The organism is Catellatospora paridis, assembly GCF_009720365.1.
Classification (GTDB): Bacteria; Actinomycetota; Actinomycetes; order Mycobacteriales; family Micromonosporaceae; genus Catellatospora; species Catellatospora paridis.
This window is the reverse complement of record NZ_ML769312.1, coordinates 149,246-169,871: the sequence shown is the minus strand read 5'-3', so window position 1 is coordinate 169,871 and position 20,626 is coordinate 149,246. Positions and strand designations below refer to the sequence as shown.

Sequence of the window (20,626 nt, the reverse complement as noted above, 5' to 3'; positions counted from 1 at the left end):
AACGCAGGCTGGACGGTGGGTCGGCCACGGCTCAACCAAGCCGTGGCCGACTCACCGCTCAGCTCACAGGGCCGGAGACACGGTGGTGATGTCGCCCGGGACCTCGGCCGCGTTCGCCGCGGTGATGAGCTGGTCGATGTTCATCCGGTGGTGGGTGTCGTCCCAGGGGTCCCACACGGTGAAGTTGCTCGTGTACTGGCCGGTTTCACCGGCGGTGCTGTCGCTGGAGCCGTATCCGTAGAGGACGACCCAGTGGCGCAGCAGGCCGCTGCCCCCGGAGGTGCCCCACGGCAGCAACTGCGGCTTGACGAGCAGGATGCTGGGCTGGCCGTTGTCGATGCCGCGGCGTACCCGGTCCAGTCCGTACTCCAGCGGCAGGTTGCCGTCGCCGAACGAGTACCAGCCGTAGGTCTTCAGCCCGGTCCCGACGATGGGCGTGAACGCGGACATGGTCGAGGCCATGCTGCCCGGCAGCGTGCCGGTCGAGGTGGAGCCGGAGTGGCTGGCCAGGCTGGACTGGCTGGGCAGCGGGCTGGCGTCCATCGCCTCCAGCGCCGCCTGCATCGCGGCCGGCCCGCACCAGGTGCCGGTCTCCTGCTCCGAGCCGTACAGGCCCACGTTGCCCACATGCAGTTCAGGACGCTCGCTGCCGCCGACGGTGACCTCGGCATCGGCCGTGGAGGGACGCCACTTGCTCGCCGTCTCGTAGCCGCTCTGGCATCTTCGCCAGACCCCTGCCCTCATGTAGTTGGTCTGGCAGGTCAGCACGCCCCCGTTGTGGACGACCATCGCCCGCACCGGCATGTCGCTGGACGCCCGCACCGCCAGCACGGCCCGCGTCGACGCGCCCGTGCCCTCCAGGCACAGCAGGTAGGTCACGCCGAGGTGGGTCTTGCTCTCGGTGCAGGTCGCGTCCGCGGGGATGGCGGGGCTGTCCTGCCACACCTGTGAGCCGTCGTTGACCGGGGCGACCACGGCGTAGATGTTCTCGTGGGTCGGCCCGGGGCTGACCGGGTCGTACGGGCCGACGAGCCGGACCTCGTTGTTCCAGTTGCCCTCGATGGTGGTGATGCGGTCGTCGGGATCGACGCCCACCACCACCCCGATGTGGTTGCTCGCCCCGGAGCTGCTGCCGAACATCACCACGTCACCGGGCCGGATGTTGCTCTTGGACCGCAGCAGGCCGCGGGCCTGGCCCCAGCCGTAGAAGCTGCCGCTGTAGGGGAAGAAGACGTCGATGCCGGCCTGGCGCCAGGTCCAGCTGGCGAACATGGAGCACCACGCCCAGCCGCACTTGACGCCGTTCTGACCGTAGGGATTGCAGTTGTCTCCCCACTCGTGCGTGCCGAGCTGGCTCCTGGCCGCGTTGACGATCTTGTCGCGGACCTCCCAGTCGATGAAGCTGCCCGGTGCCGGGGTGCCCGGCACGGTGGGGTTGCCCGGCCCGCCGGTCGGCTTCGGGGTGCTGTCGCACCGGCTCATGACGATGTCGTCGCTGCCGGTGGAGATGTAGTAGTCGGCGACCCACAGTCCGTCGCTGGTCTTGTCCCACACCGCCGAGCTGCCGTAGTTGAACTCGCCGTATGCCTGGCAGACGATGGTGACGTAGCTGCCGCCGGGGTACTTGTCCACGGTCGCGGTCGAGTTCAGGCTCTTGCCCGAGTAGCCGTTGAGGGTGGTCTTGGCGAGGTAGCGGTTGCCGCTGCCGGACGGTCCGTCGCTGTCGCACCTGCTCATGACGATCCCCGACGAGCCGGTGCGCACGTAGAAGTCCGCCACCCAGAGCCCGTCACTGGTCTTGTCCCAGATCGTCGAGCCGCCGTAGTTCGCCTCGCCGTAGGCCTGGCACATCACCGTGATGAACGTGCCCTCGGCGTACCTGTCCACGACCTTGGTCGCGCTGAGGCTCTTGGCGTGGTAGCCGTTGAGCGTGGTGCGCACCTGGAACTGCCGGCCGCCGTTGGGGTTGGTCGTGACCCCGGGCGAGATCCCGAGCGAGGTGCAGGTCGGCACCCCGGGGATCCGGCCCGACGTGCCGGTCTGGACGTAGACGTCCGGCACCCAGTAGCCGTCGTAGGTGTAGTCCCAGAGCGTGCTGCCCTCGACAGCGATGCCATAGTCCTGGCACTTGAGGTAGAGCAGGCTGCCAGCCAGGTAGGCGTCGACCCGCACCGTGTCGGTCGGGTTGGCGCTGCCGCGCCCGTTGACGTCGACCTTGGCCGCGTACGGTCCGTGCGGCGAGCCGGCCGAGGCGTGGCCGTCGATGCCCAGCGAGAGGCAGCGCGGCACCCCGCTGACGAAGCCGCTGGTGCCGGTCTTGACGTAGGCGTCGGGAATCCAGTAGCCCTCGCGGGTGTAGTCCCAGATCCCGCTGCCGCCGACCGACGGGCCCGAGTCCTGGCACCTGAGGTAGATCTGGGCGCCCGTCAGATACGCGTCGATCCTGGTGCGGTCTTCGGGGTTCATGCTGCCGCGGCCGTCGACGGCGGTGGTGGCCGGATAGGGCCCGTACATCGGGAAGGTGGGGTCCGCGCTGGCCGGCGTGGGTGAGGCCAGGACGGTGACGCCGGTCAGCAACAGCATCAACGCGGCACCCCCCAGCATGATTTTTTGCAGGCGCAAGTGAAGTGCTCCTTGCCGAAGGGGATGAGTGGGGATCACCGCAACGTCGCAAGATGATCACCGATGGGCCACCCTAGCAGTGTCCGATCGGACCAGACGATCGGTTATCACCTCACCGGCAGACCGCCCACGGCTCCGATCAGGCTCCTGCTCCACATTGGAACCAATGGCATCAATGTTGTGTGATATATCGCATTATCAGGACTGATGGAGCGACGCCAGGAATTGACGAGTGCCGAGTCGCGGCGGATCATCATCGCGCACGAGAGTGGGGAGCCGATGTGGACCGCTTGGAGCGTCTCCTGACGCCGGTGTTCGACGGGTACGACCGGTGGCGCGACCGGGCCCAGCACTGGATCGACGAGACGGCGGGCAAACCGATCAGGGCGTGGATCGCCCCGATCCTGCTGGCGTTCACCGCCACCGCCGCACTCTTCGGCCTGCTCCGGCTGCTGCTGGCCGCGGCGGGCGGGTTCGGCCCGTTCGGCCGCTGGACGGTGGTCACGATCATCGGCACGGTGGCCGTGATCGTGCTGGTCATCGTCACCCGCAACGTGGTCGTCTCGCTGGCCGACCCGAGCCAGCGACGGCTGCTGCTGATCGCGCTCATCACCTCGGGCGCGGGCATCCTGTCCAGCATCCAGGCCGTGGTCGCGCTGACGATCGCCCTGTCTGACGATCCGCCGTCGCTGTGGACCATCGAGCGGTTCTACCTGTGGCGGCTGGTCGGCTCCGTGCCGCTGCTCGACATCCCGGCCCGGCTGGAGTGGACCGAGTCGGCGGTCCTGCCCGGGGTCACCGGCCACGTGCTCGAACTGGCGTTCGCCCTCGTGGTCATCCCGCCGTTGGTGCGCGTCGGCATCGCCCTGTACGGCCACGCCGAGGACCGTGCCCGGGAGCGCAACTACTCCGAGGCGCTGGCCCACCGGTTCCGGGCCCGCAGGCCGTGGTCCAGCCTGGCGGACCCGCGCCTCACCACGGTCGCGGCCGGCGCCGGGGTCGCGTGGACCCTGGTGGAGCTCTACCGTCACACGCCGACCCGGATCCTGTCCCTGACGACGCTGGCGGGTGTCGTGACGGCGGCGGCCCTGGCCGTGGCGGCCGCGGCCGCCGTGCGCTGGATGTACGACTTCCTGAGCGAACAGGCCGTCCTCATCACCCTGGCCTGCGCGGGCCTGCTCGTCTGGTTCGACAGCCCCGTGCGCCAACTGCTGCTGCCGTCGGCCGCCCCGCTGGGCCTATGGGCGAAGATCGGTGTGACCCTGGCCGCGTGGCTGGTGCTCCTGCTGGTCGTGCTGGTCTTCGTGTGGTCGGACCCGGAGTTCCTGGAGGCACTGATCGCGCTCACGCTGGTGATCGGCTTTCTGGGCGCCGACGCCCCGGCCGCCGTATGGCTGGGCGAACACGTCACCTGGCGGCCGTGGGGGCTGCCGCTGGACCAGGCGCTCGCCACCGCGGGTGGCTGGTTCACCGTCGCGTTCCTGGTGCACCTGGTCTGGGCGGCGATCCGGCGGCAGCAGATCCTGGGCCGGGCCGATTACGGCGACACGGCCAGTGGGCTGCGCCAGGATCTGCGGGCGTACGCGCTGCGGGCGGTGCACCTCGTGATCGCGGCGGGTGCGGCGCTGACGCTGCTGCCTTCCGCGCACGCGGCCACCGTGTCCGCCCCGACGGCGGGTCCGTGGACGGAGGCCTCGCAGTCGCTGACCGCCGCGGTGTGGCACGTCGTCGACTCGCTACCCGGCCCGGACGTCACGGACATCCTCGACTGGCAGCTGACGGCCGACGTCACCGGCCGCTGGGCGGGCCTGGTGATCATCCTGGCCGTCGGCGCGACCGTGCTGCTGGTGGCGCTGCCGCTGATCCGCACCATCGCGTTGTGGGCTCGGCTGACGGCGGGCCGACCGCGTAGCAGCGACGCGCTGGCCTCGGTTCCCGGCGCGATCGCCGACGAACTCGCCGCCGTCGTCGCCTTCATGGAGGACGTCGCCGCCAACGGCACGCCGGGGTTCACGCTGGTCCCCCGCGCCCGGCCGATGCCCTTCGGCAGCCGGGTCCGATTGGTCACCCCGACCGACACGGCGGGGCGGCAGCTGGTGCAGGCCGAACTGAACATGGCCGCGCTGGTGCGGCTGTTCGGCCACGAGTCCGCGTGGTACCAGGCGGCCGACCGGGCGTTCGCGGCGACCGCCCGCGCGTTCGGAGCCGACGGCCAGCCGGCGGTGCCGCACCTCGGCGCGGGTCAGCGGCAGGACACCCTCGCCGCCGCCCGAGCCGCTGTCGACGAGTACACCGCGCTGATCGCGGGATGGCGAGCCGCCTGGCAGGCGGGCGCGCCGGTCGGCGAACCCGCGGCCGCGCCGGCCGCCGCCGAATGACCTCCGGCCGCACGGCGCCGAACTCGTCGGTGAGGTTTCCCGCTACGAGGACAGCTACCTGCTCTGCTATCTGCGCGGGGCGAGCGGCATCATCCTCGCGCTGGCCGAGCAGCTGAGCTGAGAGCGGCGATACCGGAGCGCTGCGGGCAACCCGATCGACGACCGGGCAGCGATGCCCGACAATGCAGTGGTGCTCGGGATTTCAGCGACAGGGTTCGATCCGCTGAATGCGGCGGGATTCATGGTGCTGATCGGGGTCTGCCTGCTGTTCGCGGTCGGCGTGGGCTACGCGTACGCCAAGGTATGGCTGCGGCGGCTGCGCGGCGTCAGCGGGTGGGCCACGGTGGTCCGCCGCTCCGACCGCCACGAGGACGACATCGTCATCCACCACGCCGCGGTGCGCATCGACGGCGGGCCGACCGTGCACCTGCGGCTCGACGACCGGCCCGCAGTTCCCGTCGTCGGTGATCGCATCAGGGTCCGCTACGACCGGCGCCATCCGTCCAACATCGACGAGATCCGCCGTACGCCGGGCGCCTATCTCACCGCCGCCGTCGCAGAGGTGATCATGATCTTCTTCACGGCCGGTTCGCTCGCCACGGTCGTGGTTCTGATCGCGGCGATGCTCGACCTCTGACGGTGATCGCGAGCAGTCCGATGCGGCGTGTCACCGGAGTTCGCCAGGCGCGGCGGCGCGCTCCTCGTCGGGCGCGAGCTCCAACTGCAGCCAGGTGACGTCGTGCCAGGCACCCAGCTTCCAACCGACGCTGCGGTACGTTCCGACGTCGGTGAAGCCGAAGGATCGGTGCAGTCCCATGCTGGCCTCGTTGGGCTGGGTCACGCCGCCCATCACCCGGCGGTATCCGCGTGCGGCGAGAATGGCCAGCAAGGCGGTGTAGAGCGCCCGTCCTCCGCCGGTGCGGCGGCGGTCCGCCTGGAGGTAGATGCTGGCGTCGCATGCCCAGCGGTAGGCGGCGCGGGTCCGATGCTCGGTCCCGTACGCGTAGCCCACGATCGTGCCGTCCACCTCCAGCACGAGCCACGCGTGGCGCTGGTTGGCGGCCTCGATGCGCCGAGCCATCTCCGCTGCGGTGGGCGACTCGGTCTCGAACGTGATCGCGGTGTCGGTGACGTAAGGCGCGTAGATCGCGGCGCAGGCTGCGGCATCATCCGCGGTCGCGCGGCGGATGTTCCCATCCCATGTCATGTCCCCTATAGTAGTCACAACGTTTACTATAGTGTCAATGGAGCCAGGCCGTGACCGATGACCTCACCGCAGCCCTAGCCGCGACCGTGCGCACCACCAGGGAACAGCGAGGGCTCACGGTCGCGGCGGTGGCCGAAGTGTCCGGCGTGTCCCGCGCGATGATCTCGAAGGTCGAGCGCGGGGAGGCCCAGCCGACCGCGGCGCTGCTGGGAAGGTTGTCCGGCGCTCTCGGCCTCACCCTGTCGGAACTGATCGCGCGTGCCGAGGGCGATGCCGTGCGCCTCTCGCGGCAGGCTGAGCAGCCCGTATGGACCGACCCCGAGACCGGCTACACGCGCCGCGCGGTCTCGCCACCGGGCAGCACCGCCCTGGAACTGGTCGAGGTGGAACTCCCGCCCGGCACCGAGGTCGCCTACCCGGCGCAGGCCTACCGGTTCATCGACCAGCAGATCTGGATGCTGTCCGGGCACCTGCGCTTCGTGGAGGGCGACCAGGTCCACGAGCTCGACACTGGGGACTGCCTGCAGCTCGGCGCTCCGGCCGACTGCGTGTTCGTCAACCCGACCGCAGCCCCGTGTCGCTACCTGATCGTGCTCGACAAACTCCCCACCCCGAGGCGATCGCCGTAGGTGCGCCTACGCGACGTCGGGCCGTGTCATCAGCGGTGCCCGCAGATGCAACGCCAGACTGGGGCCGGTCAAGGGCACGGTGCTCCACGTCGCGACCGCTGTCCCCGAGCCGGCGTCGACCCGCAGCCGAACCCGGTGCGGGGTGGTGATGACGCACAGGTCGGCGACGAACGTGTCGCCCTGCCAGGCGCCGGCCGCGACGACCGGGCGGCCGAGCGGTGAGCTCTCCCGCCATTCGCCGTGGCCGACCTCGACGTCGAGAGACGACCCGAGTCGCACGAGCCAGCCACGGTCCACAGGATCGACGATCACCGTGGTGCCGTCGGGTAGCGCCGAGTCCTCGGCGCAGGCGTCGAGCCTCGCCTTGATGGAACGCTCCGGGGCGGCCGAACCCGTGATCGGCGCGAGTGACAACTGCCGCAGCCGCTCGGCGAGGATCTCGTCGTCCCGGGCGTTTCCCGCGTCGTCCAAGCCGGGCAACAGGCACTCCCAGAGTGCGTCGAGCACTACCTGGGCCTCTCCTTGGGCGGTCACGGCGACGACGAGATCGTGCGACGGGACGACCACGCACTGCTGGCCGAAGGCGCCGTGACCGTGGTAGCCGTGCCGCGACATCCAGAACTGGTAGCCGTAACCGCAGCTGAAGTCGACGTCGTCCGACCCGTCGTCCTTGAACGGCGCGCTGTCGATGTGCCGTCTGGTCGCGAGTTCCACCCATTCGCGCGGGACGAGCTGCCGGCCGTCCCAGAGGCCGCCACGCAGCAGCAGTTCACCGAACGCGGCGACAGCCTCGGTCGTGAGATGCAGCCCGTGGAATCCGAAGGCGGCACCGCTCGCCACCCGATCCCACTCGGCGTGGTCGACGCCCATCGGCTTGAAGAGGCGGTCGTCGAGCAGTTCCGGCAGGCCGCGGCCGGTGACCCGTTCCACCATCCGGGCCAGGACGTAGGTGGTCGAGTTGTCGTAGGCGTGCCGCGTACCCTCGGCTTCGGAAAACGGCACCCGCAGGAAGCCCTTGACCAGGTCGTCCGGTTCCCGTTGCCAGGCCTCGGCGAGGCTGTCCGTGCCGTGTCCGGTCGTCATGGACAGCAGGTGGTGAACGGTGAGGCGGCGTCCCTGCGCCGAGATGTCGGACGGAACGTGGTCGGGCAACACGTCCACCACCCGATCTTCCTGCGAGAGCAGCCCGTCGGCGATCGCGAGCCCTACGGCGATCGAGGTGAACGACTTGGTCAGCGAGTAGAGAAGGTGTGGGCGTTCGGCCGAGTAAGGCGTCCACCAGCCTTCGGCGACGACGTGACCGTGGCGAACGACCATGATGGAGTGACACTCGACGGACTGCGCTTCGAGCCGGTCCAGCAGCGCGGCAACCGCGCGGGAGGACACCCCCGCGGCAGCCGGTGTCGACCGTGGCAGCAGGCCGCGTTGAGAAGACATCCAGGCACGCTAACAAAACCGCCCCATCGAGGTACGAACATAACGGGGAGCGGTGCAGTCCCTGGTCGGCGGTGCGGCCTGGCGTCAGCCGCCCCCTGATACTGTGCGCAGATGATCACGGGGCAGAGGGTTCTGGGCGCCTACTTCCACGGGACCGACGAGAACACGGACGCGATCGACGCGCTGCCCGCCGGTCTGCTGACCCACATCTTCTACGCGTTCGCCACGATCGCGGACGGGCGCCTGACGCTGCCGGCACAGGCACCCGTGCACCTTGCGGCCCTCGCCGCGCGCAAGCGGGCCGACCCCGGTCTGCGGATCGTGCTGTCGATCGGCGGCTGGGGCGCCGGTGGGTTCTCCGACGCGGCGCGCACACCCGGGTCGCGGGCCGCGTTCGTCGAGCAGAGCCTGGCACTGGCCGCCGGCTTCGACGGTCTGGACCTCGACTGGGAGTTCCCCGTCTCGGGCGGCCCCGCCGAGCTGGTTCACCGGCCCGAGGACCGGCACAACGCCACGCTGCTGGCCGAGCAGCTACGCCGCGGCCTCGGGCCGTCCCGGCTGCTGGTCGCCGCGCTGCCGGCGGGACGGCTGCAGTCGGCGGGCCCGTACGACCCGGCGGACAGTTACGAACTCGCCGCCTTCGCCGACCTGTTGGACTTCGCGAACCTGATGACCTATGACTTCGGCACCGGCTTCTCGCCGATCACCACGTTCAACGCGCCACTGGAAGAGGTGGCCGAGGATCCGATGGAGGCCGGCCTGCGCCGGTGGAACAACGTCACCGGAGCCGTCGACTACTACGAACGCCACGGCGTGCCACGGGACAAGCTCGTGCTCGGCGTGCCCTTCTACGGCCGCGGCTTCCGCGTCGCCGCCGCCGGCGAGCAGGCGGGGCTGTACCAACCGCAGGTCGGCACCCTGGAGGTCGGTGACTGGCGGGACATCGCGCGTGAGCTGCTGCCTGATCCGGCCTGGCAGCACCACCGCCACCCGGTGGCCCGCTCGCCATGGCTGTACCACCCGGGTGCCCGGACGTTCGTGAGCTACGAAGACGCCCGGTCCATCGAGGACCGGGCCGCTTTCGCGGCACGTCACGGGCTGCGGGGTGCGTTCACCTGGCATCTCGGCGGAGACGACGACGAACACACCCTGCTAGCCGCGATGACCCGCCCGTTCCGCCGCGAGGCGGGGTGACGACCGTGGGAGTTCCACGCCGTCACCCCGCCTCGACCGGCCGACATCAGCCGGCTGTCACCGTGAATCCGTCGAGCACCGCGTAGGAGCCGGACAGTTTGGTGACCACGATCGTGTGCGTGCCCGCGCTGAGCCCGGTCCTGCTGAACACGGCGACGTTCGCGTGGCGTACCCCGTCCGCGGGCAGGGTGCTGACGACCTGCTGTGCACTGCCGTCGATGCTGATGCCGAGGTTGCCCTGGTCGGTGTTCTGCTCGCCGTAGACGGCGATGCCGGTGCCGGTGAAAGTCAGCGTGGCGGTGGACCCGTTGGCGGTCGCGTAGTGCACGTCGCCGTTGAGGTCGCCGAACGTCCGACCCGACTGCAGGGTGAAGCCGTTGTAGCCGATGCGGCTGTCGGTGTCGTCGAGACGTGTCGTGGTCGGGCCGGTGTTGGTGACCGAGAAGCCGTCGAGCACCGCGTAGGAGCCGGACAGTTTGGTGACCACGATCGTGTGCGTGCCCGCGCTGAGCCCGGTCCTGCTGAACACGGCGACGTTCGCGTGGCGTACCCCGTCCGCGGGCAGGGTGCTGACGACCTGCTGTGCACTGCCGTCGATGCTGATACCGAGGTTGCCCTGGTCGGTGTTCTGCTCGCCGTAGACGGCGATGCCGGTGCCGGTGAAAGTCAGCGTGGCGGTGGACCCGTTGGCGGTGGCGAAGTGCACGTCGCCGTTGAGGTCGCCATACGTCCGGCCCGACTGCAGGGTGAAGCCGTTGTAGCCGATGCGGCTGTCGGTGTCGTCGATGCGGCCCGAGGTCACCGGCCCGCCGCCGTCACCGACGCGGATGTCGCCTGCCGTGGTGCCGGACGGGATGGGCACGACCAGGAATCCGCCGGAGACGAACTGGACGCCGGTGACCCGCACGTTCTTGACGTAGACGGGTGTCGTCGCGGTGAAGCCGTGCCCGCCGATGAGCACCTGGGCGGCGTTCGTCGGGGAGATGTAGCGGACCTCCGGGGTGCCCGCGACGGGCTGGGCGACATATGCGGAGGTGAGCCCGGCGGCCGCGAGGATGGGCGTCGGTATGTGACCGGGTCCGGGTGTCGCCGGGATCGAGACGTTGCCGGAGGCGTTCGAGTCGATCGGCGGGTTGCAGGCGTACGACTGGTGCGGGGCGGAGAAGTAGTTGTTCCGGATCCAGAAGTGGCCGGTGGCGCTGCACCCGCCCTGCGCGGCGCCGCCGGCACTGAACGCGACGTTGCCTTCCCAGTTGATCCATTCGGAGCCTGCGTCGTCGTAGTAGGTGAAGTTGGTGGACCGGCCATTGAACGCGACGTTGCCCTTGACCTGTAGACCCTTCGCGAGCGTCGCGACGGGGTCGAGGGACCCGTCGGTCCGGTGGACGTAGCCGGCCTGGTGGCCCTCGGCGTAGATCGCGCCGCCGTCGTGGCGTACCGACATGTAGTCGTGGAAGAGGTTGTTGCTGATGGTGTTGTTCTCGTTGATGTTGGTGGAGTTCTGCGGGGTGCTCGCCTGATCCACGTGGCCCTGGATGACTCCGGCCGTGATCGCCGTGTACGGCAGGTCGTAGAGCACGTTGTTCGTGATCTTCGTGCCGCGGGAGAACAGCAGCGTGATGCCGCACGCGGAGGAGTAGTCGGTGCCGATGTGGTGGATCACGTTGTCGGACACGGTGGTGTTGGTGAGGATCTCGTTCAGACCGATGCTGTCGCCCGCGACCGCCGCGGGATCGGGTGTGCAGCGGTTCTTGATGCCCTGCGCCTCGGACGCGTTCGTCGGCGTCGGGTCGTAGGTGCAGCCCAGCAGCAGCGCCGTCGAGGAGATGTCGGTGAACTCGTTGCCCCGGATGACGGTGTCGCGGGCGCCGTACATGACGCTCAGGCCGGCTCCGCCGAGGTTGACGAAGCGGTTGCCGGTCAGGGTGAGGTTGGTCGTCGCGGTGAACGCGACGTTGCCCAGCGGCTGGGTCAGCGCGCCCCACGGGCAGCTGCCCGCCGGGTTCGAGAACGTGCACATACCCTGGTTTCGGCCCTCGGTGATGCGCAGGTTGCTCTGCACGTCGGAGAAGCCGTGCGGGCGGGAAGGGTCGTTCCAGGTCGCGTAGGAGAACTGCAACCCGGTGAACGTGATGTCGTGCAGCGGGTTGGCGAGCGTGCCCGCGCCCTGCAGCAGCGTCTCCAGGCGCGGCAGTTCCACGGCGAGGTTCGGCATCTGCTGCCAGGACTCCGGCTGGTAGTACAGCCTGGACGCGCTCGAGTCCAGGAACCACTCCCCCGGGCTGAGCAGCGCCCGGGCGTTGTCGACCCGGGTCGGCTTGGTGTTCACCGACATCGAGGGCAGTCCGCCGCTGCCCTGGCTGAACGCGGCCCGGTTGGTCACGTTCGTCCAGCACGGCTGCGCCATCGACAGTGTCGCCGTCGCTGTCGTGTAGCTCGCGACCCGGCAGCGCGACTGCGTCCACGGGCCGTTGCCACCCGGATAGTCGAACTCCACCTTCGCGACCTCGGCCGCCGATCGCGCCCCGAACCATGCCTTCGCGGCGGCGTCGCCGTTGATGTCGTATCCCGAGGACGACCCGACCCAGCTTCCGTTCCAGCCGAGGTCCGCCAGGGCAGCGCCGGCCACCGGCGCCTTCTTGCCGTCGACGTACACCTGCCGGGTCTCGCTGCCCGCGGGCACCGGTGCGGACCACAGGCCGCTCGTGCCCTCCTGCGCCCAGCCCGTCACCCGGGTTGCGCCGGAGACAACCGGGGCTGCGCCGGGCGCGGCACGCCACACCACGGGATGTCCGGCGCTGCCCGAGTCGGCGGCGGTGAACTTCCAGGTGCTCGCCAACCGGTAGGTGCCGTCTGCGAGCTGCACCTGCACGTCGGCGCCGGGATCAGCGGCCCGTGCGGCGCGTACCGCGCCTTGCGCGCCCGTCAGGGAACACGGCGCCGCCAGGGTGCACGACGATCCGGCACCGGCCGGGGACGCGTAGAGGGTGACCGCAGCGGCGGCAGCCGCCGGTGCATCGGGCATGACCAGCAGGCCTGTCAGGACGGCTCCGGCGGTGAGTGCCGTGATGCCGGCAAGTAGGGGTTTGGAGCGGGACGACACGACCGCCTCCTGTAAATCGTAGATCCCATAGGATATATGACTTTCGATAGTCCCCTCCTCCCCTTTGGGTGTCAAGACATGACGTCACCGCCGCGTGCGGTGGCCCAGTGCGGCACCTACCGGCGGCACCGCCGGTCGGGCACGGCTGCGGCCCGCCTGCCGGGTTGATCAGGGCAGGCCAGCGTCGCTGTTGATGAGGTACGGCGGCAGGTTGTCCAGCCGCTCCTGCCAGACGGGGATCTTGGCCTGGTCGCGGCCGAGGGTCCGGCTGGTCTCGATCAGCGTCGACAGGGCGAACCAGGCGCCCGCGATGTCGTAGACGGAGTGACCGACAGGGCACTCCCCCGGGGGGCGATTCTCCGGCGAGATCGACCGGCGAAGACGTACTTGCCGTTGCCGTCCTTGCGGACGACGAAGACCGAAGCCGTGGTGTGAGGCAGGTCGTGGCTCCGCCGGGGTGCAGGCGGAGCCACGATCGGGCGGAGCGCGGCCGCGTGCCGCGCCCCGTCTCGGGACTTACCAGCCCACCCGCCGCTGCAAAGCCCGTCGATGCCCCGCCCGCGACCCGCTCATGGTCCCGGCATAAACCTCCCGGCTTGCGGGTTGGCCTGGACGGACACAAGCGAGGGAGAAGAATCATGGTTCGCGAGCTGCGGCTGGTCGTCACGGCGCCCGACTACGACCAGGCGCTGCGGTTCTACCGCGACGTGCTCGGCATGGGCGAGCTGGGCGCGTTCACGTCCCCGGGCGGGCGGGTCACCATCCTCGACGCGGGGCGGGCGACACTGGAGCTGGCCGACCCGCCGCACGCCGCATACATCGACGAGGTCGAGGTGGGCCGCCGCGTGGCCGGGCACGTCAGGGTCGCGTTGCAGGTGGGCGACGCGGCCGCGGTCACCGCCACGCTGGTCGCCAACGGCGCCGAGCTGATCGCCGAACCGGTGCGCACCCCGTGGAACTCGCTCAACTCCCGCCTGGCGGGCCCGGCCGGGTTGCAGCTGACCATCTTCGAGGAGCTGGACCGGCTCGGTCAGGGATGAACCCGCACAGGGGTGCCTGAAGAGGTGCTCCGCCTGGTCATGGCACCGGCCGGATGTCTCCCGCCTGCGCCGCCTGGGAAGTCGACAACCACGACATGTTAGATTCTGCGGGTGATCGAGAAGATCCACAGCGATGAGATCGCGTCCCTGCCGGTGCCGCTGTCACACGCCACGCGCGCCGGCGACTACGTCTTCATCTCGGGCCAGGTGGCGATACGTCCTGACGGCAGCACCGTCACCGGCGACTTCGACGCCGAGGTGCGCACGGTCCTCGACAACCTCCGGGCAGTCTGCCGAGCCGCGGGCGGCGACCTCGGCGACGTGTGCAAGGTGAATGCATTCCTGCTCGACGCCACGCTGTTCACGCCGTTCAATGCGATCTACCGGGAATACTTCGGCGAGCCGCTGCCCGCCCGATCGACGGTTCTGGCCGCGCTCGCCAATCCGGACCTGCGTGTCGAGGTGGAGGCGATCGCCTACCTCCCGCGTCGGACGTGACCGTCTCGGACGAGGACTGTCCAGGCCCCCACGACGACACCGCGCAACACCCCATAGCCGCCGCGGTTAACAGCCGTCGCGGTGGCCTGGGTGACTCTCCACCGCCGCTCGCGCTCATACTGCATCAGCGGCGGAAGGATCCGGCATGAACCATCGCCATAGAGTGCGCCTGGGGCGTAGCGGGCTTCAGGTGACACGAATGGGGCTCAACCTGGCCGCAGTCGGCCGGCTCGCTCCGGGCCAGCCGGATCACGCGACCGCGGTCATCGACCGCGCCTGGCAACGCGGCCTGCGCCTGTTCGACACCGCTCCGCAGTACGGGGACGGCAGCGCCGAACGCCACACCGGCCTGGCACTTGCCACCCGACCTCGCGACGACTTCGTCCTCACCACCAAGGTGGGCCAACACATCGCCGCGGGCAGCGCCTACCTCTGGCTCGGCGAGCCCACCACCGCCGACGACGACCAGCAGCTCGACTTCACCTACGACGGCGTGCACCGCAGCCTGGAGCAGAGCATGCGGCGCCTGGGCACCGACCGGCTCGACGTGGTGCACCTGCACGACCCGGTCCGTCGCGCCGACGAGGCACTGCGCGGCGGATACAAGGCACTCGTCCAGCTGCGCGCCGCCGGCACCATCGGCGCCATCAGTGCCAGCACCGACCACGTCGGCCTGCTCGCCGAGTACGCCACCATCGGACGGCGCGGCAACCAGCACGACCCGGGATTCGACTGCTTTCTCATCGCGGGCCGCTACACCCTGCTGGATCAGTCGGGCCTCGACCTGCTGCTACCTCGCTGCGCCGCATGGGGCCTCGGCGTGATGGCAGCAGGTGTGCTGCATCACGGCCTGCTCACCGGAGCCACCGCCCCGAACCAGCCCGCCTACGTCAGGGCGCGAGCTGAGGCGATCCGACGCGTGTGCGATCTTCATGGCGTCCCGGTGCGGGCGGCCGCGCTGCAGTTCCCGCTGGGGCACCCCGCCGTGGCGACGGTGCTCGTCGGCGCGAGATCGCTGCAGCAGCTCGATGCTGACATCGCCATGTTCAACCATCCGATCCCCGCCGCGCTGTGGGCCGATCTGAAGCAGCGCAACCTCATCGAGCAGCGTTCACCAGTCCCTCAGTGAAGCCGCTCCCCCTCCCGACGCCGCGCTCCGGCGGGCGCTGACCACGTCGCCTGCCGAGCTCAGCAGCCCGGGTGCCGGTGGGTTCAGTCCGCGCGCTCTCCGATGCGATCCGCGCCGTACGCGACGCCGACCGGGCGCGGTTTCCCAGCCTCGTCATAGCCCGGATGGGCGCTGACGACAATCCCCGGCACGGCCCGACAGCGACTGGCCGAATCGGGTCACCCGCTCGAAGGATTCAAAAGGCCACATCAGCGGGTTGCAATGAACTGGGCCATACGCCTATTCGCGCTCGCCTGAAACACCCGCATTTCCTCCCGCCGGCCATCGATGCCGGCCCCCGGTCGACGACGGCCCAATGCCGAATCGCATCGACCCTATCGCATGTAAATCCCTGTTTGGGCAGCGTGGACGCGGCCGACGACTCTGGCATCAATTCAACTCAGGAGGGGAATGGCATGAAACCGTCTCTTGGAACAGGCAGTGGCGGATCAGTGAGGCGGCGAAGAATAATCGCGTTCCTCGCGTCGCTCGGCATGATTGTCGCGACGCAGGTCTCCGCGCCGACGGCATGGGCGGGGCACACGGTGAAATTGCGTGTCGTCATCGAGAAGGTCAAGCAGCAGGGCTGCACCGACAGCACGGACGGGTCGGACTTCTACGCGCGCGTCGTCATCAACGGCCAGAACTTCGACTTCGGTGAGATCGAGGACGAGGACGAGATATCGCCCACCGATTGGAAGGCCGAGAAGGACGTTCCCGTGGACGTCCAGCCGACGGCGACCGTGCAGATCGTGCTGGCGGAATCGGACGGCTTTTTCAACTTCGGCGACGACCTCTGCGACATCTCGGCCGAGGACGGCACCGATCTCGACCTCACGGTCGCGCTTGCTCCGTGTGCGGTGACCGGTGAGGTCAGCACCCCCTGCGCGCAGACCAAGACGGTCACCGGCAACGACGAAGGCGACGGGGACGCCGAGCTCAGCTTCCGCGTCGAAGTCGAGGTGCCCGATGCTCCAGGGCTGACCGTGCGCTGCACCCACACACCGCTGTGGCCGCAACCCGGCGACGACGTGACGATCAAGGTCGAGGCGTTCGACGGGGCGATCCAGGTCGGCGACATGGAGCTCGACGCCGCTCGCAACCCGGCCCTGGTCGACCGCAGGAAGATCGCCGACAAACTGGAGATCTGGGTGCAGAACCAGCCCGGGCCGGCGCCCGACGCGCCCGACCTCGTCCTCGATCACAAGACGATGGGCGAGTTCATCGTGCACGACGTCCCCGCCGGGGACCTCGAGTACGGGTGCGTCGCGCGGGAGGACACCGACACCCGCTTCACCGGTTGGCGTCGGACCCGGCTCGGACCGCCCGCTCAGGGCGCGGCGATACCCGTCATCTTCACCGGCGACCGAGCCAACAGCATCGACATCGTCTTCATCGCCGACACCGACAACTACACCGGCTCCAACGATCCGGCGTTCCTCACCAACGTGGCAGACGTGATCAAGGGCGCCTACTACGGCCAGAACTACTTCCTGGACCAGCAGCAGCACATCAACTTCTGGCTCGCCGACCAGCGCGGTGACGCCGACGCCGGCACCGCTCCGGGCACCATCTGCGTACTCACACCGCCGGCGAACTGGGCGACCGATTACGCCGCCTGGGCTGACGCCGGCGCCATCCTGCACACCAACGCGTTCCGCGACTGCGCCAACAACGGCCTGTTCTCCTCCGCGCCCACCTCCCTCAGCACGGTGCTGCACGAGACCGGCCATGCGGCTTTCGCCCTGGCCGACGAGTACTGCAGGGAGGCCGGCAACGCCTGCGACGGCGGCTACTTCGAGAACCGCCCACACCCCAACATGTACGACACCGCCGCCGAATGCCAGAACGAAGCGCCGAGCCCCGTGAACTGCCGCAGCTTCACCGACACCCGCGGACGTACCTGGTCGCTGTCCGACCCCACTCAGAACGATCTCATGAACGTGGATCAGCGACCTCCGCAGGCCGCCGACATCAGGCGGATGGACTGGATGTTCGCCAACTGCATCGCCGGAACGTGCTGAGGAGGCCGCGATGAAACCGAACAGACGCGCACTCGCGGTGATCGCCGCAGCCGCCGCAGCCCTCGTCGCCGTCACGGTGACGTCCACCACCGCCGCACCCGGAGATCCGGTGGACCCGGCGACGGCCCCACATCCGCAGTACGACTACGACGACCCGTCGAAGTCCTTCCTGGTCCAGCTGAACTTCGGCGCGACCTCGGCCACCCTGCTCGACGCCTCGGTCGTCGAGCACAGGTCCCGCTCCCACATCGGCGACCCGCCGCTGCTTCGACTGTCGCTGACGGACGAGGACGGGGCGGCCGCGGGCACCCTCCAGGCGTGGGATCCGCGCTGGTACCTCGTGCAGGCGCCGCAGGGCGGCGAGGAACTCGAGCTTCGCGACGGGCCGGGTGTTCTCACGCTCCCGTTCGACCCCGACGCGGCCTCGATGCTCGTACGCGACCTGCAAGCGGGGGCCGATCTCGTCACCGTGGACCTGAGTCCGGCGGTGCGCGAGTTCTGCCTCGCCCACCCGGGCGATCCCGACTGTGTCGAGGCCGATCTGGCGATCACCTCGACCACGGTGTCCGGCGACCCCCTCGGCGTCCTCGGCAAGCCGGTCGCGGTCCAGGTGAAAGCAGCCGTCGCGAACCTCGGCCCGGACGGCCCCGCGGACGCCGACGTGACCCAGACCGCGGCCGGGTCGCCGGGTGTGACGGTCACACCCGCCGGCCGGACGTTCGACGTCGACGGGCTCGCCGTGGGCAGCCCGACCACGGTGACCGGAGACTACAGCGTGGTATGCACCACCGCCGGCGCCCAGACGGTGACGGTGACGACGTCCGTCGTGCCGGAGAAGGCCAAAGTCGCCGACCTCAACGCTGCCAACAACTCGGCGTCCGTGACGTTCGCCATCGACTGTGCCGTACCCGTGACCGTCAACGTGAAGCCGGGCAGCCACGAGAACCCGGTGCAGGTCAACCCGGGAGTGGTGCCGATGGCCGTGCTCACCACGGCCGCGGGCGAGTACGGCAACCCGTCGGCGTTCGACGCCGCGAAGATCCAGGCGGCCACCGTGCGCGTCGGCGTACGCGGCCCGCTGATCGCCACCGGCGCGGGAGCACCGGAGGCGCACGGCAAAGTGCATCTCGAGGACTCCTTCGAACTCGACGAGCAGACCCGGGACGGCGACAAGGACGGTGTGCTGCACGCCCGAGCGGACCAGCTCGGCATCCAGCCCGGCACGGTCGAGATCTGCGTCCGGGGTCGGTTCGGACCGGGCGCGGGCACGAGCTTCTTCGGATGTGACCACATCATGCAGGTTCCGCGCTGAGCGGCGCCGCAACCAGCACGATGAAGCCGTACAGGGCAGAGGACAGGGGGCGGCTACCGGCCGCCCCCTGTCCTCGAGGCCGCCCCTCAGGCCCCACAGCCGACCCCACCAAACGGGTCGGCTGGACGGTCCCCACTGGCATGAGAACCATCGCGCTCGCCACCCGCGCGATCCCGCACAGCGGCGCGCCCGGCCCGTGGACAGCTCCCCCACCTGGGGGCTGGCGAGCCGACCTCACGCGCACCGCGACGACCCGCGCGGGGCGCCGAATGGATTGGACGGGATGATGCGCGGGCGAGTAGCTTGCAGCTGACCGTGACACGGCCCGAGGAGGTGAGACCCATGAACGCTGTATCGATGTGGGTGCTCCCCCTTCCCATCACGGCCGGGCGATTGAGGTAGGTGTCGCCGGGAGCGCCCCGCCAACAAGGCACTCCCGAAAGGCAACACTCATGCACTCTCTGCCATCCAGCGCCGAGCCGTCATCGACCGGCACGGTCGAGCGCTACTCCACCGGCACCGGTCGCCCACCCCTCAGGTACGACGTGATCATCGCCGGATGCGGGCCGACCGGTGCGATGCTCGCCGCCGAACTGCGGCTGCACGACGTGCGGGTACTCGTCCTCGAGAAGGAAACCGAGCCCGTGTCGTTCGTCCGCATAGTCGGTCTGCATATTCGCAGTATCGAGCTGCTGGCCATGCGCGGGCTGCTGGAGCGCGTCCTCGAACGCGGCAGGCGGCGTCCGGCCGGCGCCTATTTCGCCGCCATCGACAAACCCGCGCCCGAGGGCCTGGACACCGCCCATCCCTACCTGCTGGGCATCCCGCAGCCGGTCATCGTGCAGCTGCTCGAACAACACGCGATCGCGCTGGGCGCGCAGGTCCGTCGCGGTGCCGCGGTGACCGCTGTCGAGCAGGACGACGCCGGCGTGACCGTCGCACTGGCCGACGGGGAGCAGCTGCGAGCGGGCTATCTCGTCGGCTGTGACGGCGGGCGCAGTACGGTACGCAAACTGCTCGGCGTCGGCTTCCCTGGCGAGCCCTCGCGGACTGAGACGCTGATGGGCGAGATGGCAGTCGGTGTGCCGCACGAGGAGATCGCCGCCAAGGTGGCAGAACTCCGGGAGACCCACCAGCGACTGGACATCAGGCCCTTCGGCGAAGGGATGTACCGCGTGGTCATTCCCGCGGTGGGAGTCGGCAACCGCGCGCAACCACCCACTCTCGACGATTTCCAGCAGGAGTTGCGCGCCATCGCCGGGACCGACTTCGGTGTGCACTCCCCGCGCTGGCTGTCCCGCTTCGGCGATGCCACCCGGCTGGCCGAACGTTATCGGGTCGGGCGGGTGCTGCTGGCCGGCGATGCGGCACACATCCATCCGCCCATCGGCGGGCAGGGCCTCAACCTGGGCGTTCAGGATGCGTTCAACCTCGGCTGGAAACTGGCCGCACAGGTCCGCGGCTGGGCGCCGGACACACTGCTGGACACCTACCAGGACGAACGTCATCCGGTCGCCGCCGACGTGCTGGACGTCACCCGCGCCCAGATGGAACTGCTGTCCGCCGAACCGGGCCCGCGGGCGGTGCGCAGGCTGCTCACCGAACTGATGGGCTTCGACGAGGTGAACCGCCATCTGGCCGAGAAGATCGCCGCGATCGGCATCCGCTACGACTTCGGCGCGGGCCACGACCTGATCGGCCGGCGCCTGCGCGACATCGACGTGAAACAGGGCCGCCTCTACGGTCTGCTGCGTCGCGGCCGCGGCCTGCTGCTGGACCGCACCGAACGGCTGACCGTCGGCGGCTGGGCGGACCGGGTCGATTACCTCGGCGATCCCACCGTGGAACTGGATGTTCCGTGCGTCCTGCTACGCCCCGACGGTTACGTCGCCTGGATCGGCGAGGATCAGCAGGATCTGGACGGCCACCTCTCCCGCTGGTTCGGCAGGCCCGCCGGCTGACTTCGCCCTGGCGTCCGGAAGCGCCGCGGGCAAGGTTTCCACACCACGCTCTG

The 20,626-nt window shown here is 69.6% G+C and carries 14 protein-coding genes; 10 read left to right on the top strand and 4 right to left on the bottom strand.

All coding sequences use genetic code 11. The annotated features are described in order from the left end of the window. Positions 1-63: 63 nt before the first annotated feature. Entirely contained in the window at positions 64-2,583 is a 2,520-nt protein-coding gene (locus tag F9C41_RS00660) for a CHAP domain-containing protein (protein WP_196279565.1), read from the bottom strand. 329 nt (positions 2,584-2,912) lie between these two features. Between F9C41_RS00660 and F9C41_RS00655 the strand changes: the two genes are divergently transcribed. Both F9C41_RS00655 and F9C41_RS00645 read left to right on the top strand, forming a co-directional pair. Continuing rightward, positions 2,913-5,000, top strand: a complete 2,088-nt coding sequence (locus tag F9C41_RS00655; RefSeq protein WP_155384611.1) for a hypothetical protein — start codon at positions 2,913-2,915, stop codon at positions 4,998-5,000. 190 nt (positions 5,001-5,190) lie between these two features. Continuing rightward, the gene (locus tag F9C41_RS00645; protein WP_155384610.1) at positions 5,191-5,637 is read left to right on the top strand and encodes a hypothetical protein; all 447 of its coding nucleotides are present in this window, start codon (positions 5,191-5,193) and stop codon (positions 5,635-5,637) included. A 30-nt stretch (positions 5,638-5,667) separates the two neighbouring features. Here F9C41_RS00645 and F9C41_RS00640 read toward each other — a convergent pair whose 3' ends face one another. Further along, positions 5,668-6,207: an arsinothricin resistance N-acetyltransferase ArsN1 family B gene (locus tag F9C41_RS00640; protein WP_155384609.1), complete on the bottom strand. Its 540-nt coding sequence runs from the start codon at positions 6,205-6,207 to the stop codon at positions 5,668-5,670. A gap of 50 nt (positions 6,208-6,257) precedes the next feature. On the opposite strand from F9C41_RS00640, the gene F9C41_RS00635 reads away from it, so the two are divergent. Further along, positions 6,258-6,836, top strand: coding sequence for a helix-turn-helix domain-containing protein (locus F9C41_RS00635; RefSeq protein WP_155384608.1), 579 nt, complete (start codon positions 6,258-6,260; stop codon positions 6,834-6,836). A gap of 6 nt (positions 6,837-6,842) precedes the next feature. On the opposite strand, the gene F9C41_RS00630 is transcribed toward F9C41_RS00635, so the two are convergent. Beyond that, positions 6,843-8,273 (bottom strand): serine hydrolase domain-containing protein, encoded by a 1,431-nt coding sequence (locus tag F9C41_RS00630; RefSeq protein ID WP_196279564.1) that lies wholly within the window; start codon positions 8,271-8,273, stop codon positions 6,843-6,845. Between the two features lie 111 nt (positions 8,274-8,384). On the opposite strand from F9C41_RS00630, the gene F9C41_RS00625 reads away from it, so the two are divergent. Further along, complete coding sequence (locus F9C41_RS00625; RefSeq protein WP_155384607.1) at positions 8,385-9,467, top strand: glycoside hydrolase family 18 protein; 1,083 nt, start codon at positions 8,385-8,387, stop codon at positions 9,465-9,467. Between the two features lie 46 nt (positions 9,468-9,513). On the opposite strand, the gene F9C41_RS00620 is transcribed toward F9C41_RS00625, so the two are convergent. Further along, complete coding sequence (locus tag F9C41_RS00620) at positions 9,514-12,570, bottom strand: hypothetical protein (protein WP_155384606.1); 3,057 nt, start codon at positions 12,568-12,570, stop codon at positions 9,514-9,516. A gap of 638 nt (positions 12,571-13,208) precedes the next feature. Here F9C41_RS00620 and F9C41_RS00615 point away from each other — a divergent pair. From F9C41_RS00615 to rox, 6 genes are all read left to right on the top strand, one after another. After that, positions 13,209-13,610: a VOC family protein gene (locus tag F9C41_RS00615; protein ID WP_155384605.1), complete on the top strand. Its 402-nt coding sequence runs from the start codon at positions 13,209-13,211 to the stop codon at positions 13,608-13,610. Positions 13,611-13,721: 111 nt separating this feature from the next. Then, positions 13,722-14,108: a RidA family protein gene (locus F9C41_RS00610; RefSeq protein WP_230689175.1), complete on the top strand. Its 387-nt coding sequence runs from the start codon at positions 13,722-13,724 to the stop codon at positions 14,106-14,108. 199 nt (positions 14,109-14,307) lie between these two features. Further along, complete coding sequence (locus F9C41_RS00605; RefSeq protein ID WP_196279563.1) at positions 14,308-15,237, top strand: aldo/keto reductase; 930 nt, start codon at positions 14,308-14,310, stop codon at positions 15,235-15,237. A gap of 71 nt (positions 15,238-15,308) precedes the next feature. After that, complete coding sequence (locus F9C41_RS00600; protein ID WP_155384602.1) at positions 15,309-17,300, top strand: M64 family metallopeptidase; 1,992 nt, start codon at positions 15,309-15,311, stop codon at positions 17,298-17,300. A 10-nt stretch (positions 17,301-17,310) separates the two neighbouring features. Next, a complete protein-coding gene (locus F9C41_RS00595; RefSeq protein ID WP_155384601.1) occupies positions 17,311-18,612 on the top strand; it encodes a hypothetical protein in 1,302 nt (433 codons plus the stop codon). A gap of 545 nt (positions 18,613-19,157) precedes the next feature. Beyond that, entirely contained in the window at positions 19,158-20,573 is a 1,416-nt protein-coding gene (rox, locus tag F9C41_RS00590; protein ID WP_407924657.1) for a rifampin monooxygenase, read from the top strand. The last annotated feature ends 53 nt before the right edge of the window (positions 20,574-20,626 follow it).

Coding starts and splice junctions, on each gene's coding strand:
- F9C41_RS00660 (WP_196279565.1), bottom strand. CDS start 2,583: ATGCTGTTGCTGACCGGCGTCACCGTCCTGGCCTCACCCACGCCGGCC.
- F9C41_RS00640 (WP_155384609.1), bottom strand. CDS start 6,207: ATGACATGGGATGGGAACATCCGCCGCGCGACCGCGGATGATGCCGCA.
- F9C41_RS00630 (WP_196279564.1), bottom strand. CDS start 8,273: ATGTCTTCTCAACGCGGCCTGCTGCCACGGTCGACACCGGCTGCCGCG.
- F9C41_RS00625 (WP_155384607.1), top strand. CDS start 8,385: ATGATCACGGGGCAGAGGGTTCTGGGCGCCTACTTCCACGGGACCGAC.
- F9C41_RS00615 (WP_155384605.1), top strand. CDS start 13,209: ATGGTTCGCGAGCTGCGGCTGGTCGTCACGGCGCCCGACTACGACCAG.
- F9C41_RS00605 (WP_196279563.1), top strand. CDS start 14,308: ATGGGGCTCAACCTGGCCGCAGTCGGCCGGCTCGCTCCGGGCCAGCCG.
- F9C41_RS00595 (WP_155384601.1), top strand. CDS start 17,311: ATGAAACCGAACAGACGCGCACTCGCGGTGATCGCCGCAGCCGCCGCA.